General features: G+C 72.0%; 3 protein-coding genes and 1 pseudogene. 1 reads left to right on the top strand and 3 read right to left on the bottom strand.

The genetic code is table 11. The features are described from left to right. From KBX53_RS22960 to KBX53_RS22970, 3 genes and pseudogenes are all read right to left on the bottom strand, one after another. Nucleotides 1–209, bottom strand: a pseudogene (locus tag KBX53_RS22960) (sugar ABC transporter permease); the annotation flags it as partial. Nucleotides 210–281: 72 nt separating this feature from the next. After that, nucleotides 282–1,532, bottom strand: coding sequence for an extracellular solute-binding protein (locus KBX53_RS22965; RefSeq protein ID WP_210861580.1), 1,251 nt, complete (start codon nucleotides 1,530–1,532; stop codon nucleotides 282–284). Nucleotides 1,533–1,556: 24 nt separating this feature from the next. Beyond that, nucleotides 1,557–2,546 carry a LacI family DNA-binding transcriptional regulator gene (locus KBX53_RS22970; RefSeq protein WP_210861581.1) on the bottom strand — a complete coding sequence of 330 codons (990 nt, stop codon included), beginning with the start codon at nucleotides 2,544–2,546 and terminating at the stop codon, nucleotides 1,557–1,559. A 146-nt stretch (nucleotides 2,547–2,692) separates the two neighbouring features. On the opposite strand from KBX53_RS22970, the gene KBX53_RS22975 reads away from it, so the two are divergent. Further along, nucleotides 2,693–4,687 (top strand): glycogen debranching N-terminal domain-containing protein (locus KBX53_RS22975; RefSeq protein ID WP_210861584.1); only part of this gene is annotated, 1,995 nt, incomplete at its 3' end.

Raw genomic sequence — 4,687 nt, forward strand, 5'->3', positions numbered from 1 at the left:
GTGAAGGGACTGCCCTGGCCGTTCCAGTCGGTCAGGCTGACCCAGAGCGCCATCAGGATGGGCAGCAGCAGGAACAGCCCCAGAATGACGATCACCGGGGCGACGAAGAGCCAGCCGGCGAGGTTCTCGTCGCGTCGGGTGCCGCCCCCGCGTCGGCGCGGGCTCGACCCGGTCGCGGTGGCCGTGGCGGTCAGTGTCTCGGTTGCCATCTTCCCTCCCTTCCTCTCTCCGGCCGACGTGCGGCGGGGGCCCCGGTGGTCGCCGGAGCCCCCGCCGTCACCTCAGCTGCCGCCGAGCGCAGCCTTGGCGTTCTTGTCGAAGTTCTGCAGGACGGTCTTGGGGTCACCGTTGGCCAGCCCCTGCAGACCGGTGTCGAGGTCCTTGAGGACGCTGTCCATCTTCGGGGCGTTCACCGGGCCCTGGGCGTACGCGGCACCGTCGACGAACACCTTGTCCGCCGGGAAGGCGGCGGTGTACTGGTCGCGCGCCGACTGGCGGGACGGCATGACACCGAACGCCTTCGCGAAGGTCATCTGCTGCTCGCCGCTGGTCATCGCCTCGACGAACTTGATCGCCTGATCCTTGTACTTGCTCTTCGCGGCGATGCCCCAGCACTGGGTGAAGGAGAGCGTGCCCTGCCCCTTGGGGCCGGCCGGCAGCGCCACCACCTTGTACTTCACGTTGGGGAAGTCGTTCTGCAGGGCACCCTTGATCCAGTTGCCCTCGATGGTCATCACGGCCTTGCCCTTGCCGAACGCCTCACCGGACCAGCCGGCGTCGAGCTGCTTGGGGTACTTGGCCAGCCCGGTGCTGAGCATGGTCTTGACGTACTGGAGGGCGGCGAGGTTCTCCGGGGTGTCAGCGGTGGGCTGCTTGCCGTCCTTGCTGACCAGCCAGCCGCCGTTCTGCACCATGAAGGCACCGATCCGGTCCCGGGTGTCGCCGAGGGCCAGCGGGACCTGCCCCTTGGCCTTGATCTTCTGGGCGGCGGCGGTGAGCTGCTCCCAGGTCGTCGGCACGTCGGCGTCGGTCAGCCCGGCCTTGGTCCACAGGTCCGTGTTGATCTGCAGGGCCAGCGTGGAGAAGTCCTTGGGCGCGCAGTAGAGCTTGCCGTCGTACGTGAAGGCGGTACGCAGGCTCTCGTAGAAGTCACCGGAGTTGCTGACCTTGTCGCCGTACGGCTCGAGGGCGCCGACGCTGGCGTAGTTGGCGAACTGGGCCGCGTCCACGTAGAAGACGTCCGGTGGGGTGCCGCCGGCGAGCGCCTGACCGAGTTGCTGGGTGAGGTCCTGGGCCGGGGTCACCGTCGCGGTGTTGCCGGAGCTGCTGGCCCACGTCGCGGCGGCGTCCTGCACGGCCTTGGTCTCGGCCTCGCCGGACGAGCCGATGAGGATCTGCAGGCTGGCCGGGCCGCTGGACTGGGCGGTGTCGCCGGAGGAGTCGTCGAAGCCGCTGCCGCAGGCCGCGGAGCCGAGGAGGGCGACGGCGGCGAGGCCCGCCACCGCTGCCCGGGTGATTGTTCGAGGTGCCATGGTTTCTCCTGGTGGGGGGTGTGGCTACGCGGTGTGCCGCAGTGCCAATGAGGGCTGGAGCAGCACGGGGTTGGGGGTCTCGTGGTCGCCGTCGAGGACCCCGGTGAGCAGGTCCACGCAGCGGGCGGCGGCCTCGCCGAGCGGCTGGCTGACGCTGGTCAGCCCGACCGCCGCGGCCACCGGTGTGTCGTCGAAGCCGATCACCGACACGGACGGGTCGACGCCGCGGATCGCCTGGAGGGCGCCGAGGGCGAGCGAGTCGCTGGCGCAGACCACCGCGCTCGGCGCCACGGCGACGAGCAGGTCACGCATCAGACGTTCACCCTCGGCGATGCCGTCCTCGGTCTCCCGGTGCAGCCCGGTCGGGTCGACGCCGGCCGCGTGCAGCGTGTCGCGCCAGCCGGCCCGCCGGTCGTCGCCGACGCCGGAGCCGACCGGCCAGCCGATGAACGCGATCCGCCGGTGGCCGGCGTCCAGCAGCCGTCGGGTGGCCTGGGCGGTGCCGGCGGCGCCGTCCACGTCCACCCAGGGGTGTGCGTCGAGCGCGTCCCACGGGCGGCCGAAGGTCACGAACGGCACGTCCCGGTCGGCGAGCCATTGGGTACGCGGGTCGCCGTACTTGGTGCCGACCAGCACGAACGCGTCCAACTCGTAGGTGCCGAGCAGGTCGCCGTAGGTGGCGATCTCCCGTTCGTCGTCGGTGGCGGTGTAGAGCAGCACCCGGTAGCCGGCCGCGTCGGCGGTCTCGGTGAGGCCGTGCAGGAAGCGGTCGAGCACGGAGCCGTTGATGCCGTCGCGGGTCGGCTCGATCCGGGCGGCGATCAGGCGGGACCGGCCGGTGCGCATCTGCCGGGCGGCCTGGTTGGCCCGGTAGCCGAGCGCGTTGATCGCGTCCTCGACCCGCTGACGGGTCTCCTGCCGCACGATGTGCGGGGCGTTGAGCACGTTGGACACCGTCTGCCGGCTGACTCGGGCGTGCCGGGCCACCGTCGCGATGGTCACCTTTTCGGCCACTTAATCCCTCTCGCCATCTTGAACGATCCAATTTGGATAAGGCAGGATTGGATCGTTCAAGTTTCTGGAATGTTTCGCACTTTGCACCGCCAGGGGCCGCGTTGTCAAGACGTCCGCCCCGCACCCCGAGGATCTGGAGCCACACCGTGATCGAACGCCAGCTGCAACCCCTCCTGCACGAGTTGGTCGGGGTGGTCTTCGCCCCCACCAGCGCGCTGGGGGACGCGACCGGGCAGATCCGCCCGACCGGCGTCCAGGGCGTCTTCCACGCCGATGCCCGGGTGCTCTCCCGCGCCGAGCTGCTTGTCGACGACCAGGAGCTCGAAGGGCTGACCCGGGGCGACGTCGGACCGCACGGCGCGCACTTCGTGAGCCTGGCCCGCTGGCTCGGTGACCCCACACCCGACCCCACCGTCCGGGTCGACCGGACCCGCCGGGCCACCCGCAACGGTCTCACCGAGGAGCTGCGCATCCGCTCCACCGCCACTGTTGGCGTACGGGCCACTGTCTCCGTCGACCTCGGCTGCGACCTCGCCCCCATCGAGGTCGTCAAGTCTGGTCGCGCCACCGACGCGCTGGCGGCCAGCACCGGCCAGCCCGGCACGCTCACCTGGACGGGCACCGGGATCACCGTCACCGTCACCGCGCCAGGCGCCGACGTGCTCGCCGACGGCGAGCGGGCCACCACTCCCCGGCTGGTCTGGCCGGTCGACCTGCCCCCCGGCGGCGAGACCGTGCTGCGCTGGCAGTTGGCCGTCGACGACCCGCGCGCCGTCGTCGTCGGCCCGGCCGGCGAGCCCGAATGGTCCCGACCCGAGGTGAGCGCCGACGACCGACGCCTCGTCCGGCTGCTCGACCGCAGCCTCGACGACCTGCGGGGCCTCCGGCTGGCCGAGACCGGCGCCCCGGGGGACGTGTTCCTCGGCGCCGGGGTGCCCTGGTTCCTCACCCTGTTCGGCCGGGACAGCCTCTGGGCCGCCCGGATGATGCTGCCGCTCGGCACCGACCTGGCCGCCGGCACCCTGCGCGTCCTCGCCCGCCGGCAGGGCACCCGGATCGACCCGACGACCGGCGAGGCCCCCGGCAAGATCCTGCACGAGCTGCGGCGCCACGAGTTCGCCCTGCCCGAGAACGGCCTGCACCTTCCGCCGGCGTACTACGGCACCGTCGACGCCACCATGCTCTGGGTCAACCTGCTGCACGACGCGTGGCGGTGGGGAATGCCCGCCGTGCAGATCGAGCCCCTGCTGCCGCACCTGGAGGCGGCGCTGCGCTGGCTCGGCGAGCACGCCGACCCGGACGGTGACGGCCTGGTCGAGTACGTCGACACCACCGGTCGCGGGTTGTCGAACCAGGGGTGGAAGGACTCCGGAGACGCCGTCCGATTCCACGACGGAACCCTGGCCACCGCGCCGATCGTGCTTGCCGAGGTGCAGGGGTACGCGCACGAGGCCGCCGTGAACGGGGCCGCCCTGCTGGACGCCTTCGGCCGACCGGGCGCCGACCGCTGGCGCGAGCACGCCGCCGCGCTTGTCGACCGGTTCCGGAAGAGCTTCTGGGTCGACGGCCGCCACGGCCCACAACCAGCGCTGGCCCTCGACCGCGACAAGCGTCCCGTCGACTCGCTGACCAGCAACATCGGCCACCTGCTCGGCACCGGCCTGCTCGACCGCGACGAGGAGGCGCAGGTCGCGCACCTGCTCACCACCGACACGATGGCCGCCGGGTTCGGACTGCGCACCATGTCCAGCGACGACGCCGGCTTCAGCCCGCTGTCGTACCACTGTGGCTCGATCTGGACCCACGACACCGCGATCGTGCTCGGTGGGTTGGCCCGCGGCGGGCACCGCGACGCCGCCCTCGGCCTGGCCGACGGACTGCTCAGCGCGGCCGAGGCGTTCGACTACCGGATGCCGGAGCTGTACGGCGGCGACGACCGGGCACTGGTGAACCGTCCGGTGCCGTACCCGGCCGCGTGCCGACCGCAGGCCTGGGCCGCGGCGGGTGCGGTGCTGCTGCTACAGGCGGCCACGGGGCTCTACCCGGACGTACCGGCCGGCACCGTCCGGCTGACACCGCTGGCCGGGCCCGAACTCGGCGCGCTGCATGTGGACGGGCTGCGCGTGGGCGGCGCTCCGGTG

The organism is Micromonospora sp. M51, from assembly GCF_018070305.1.
GTDB lineage: Bacteria > Actinomycetota > Actinomycetes > Mycobacteriales > Micromonosporaceae > Micromonospora > Micromonospora parva.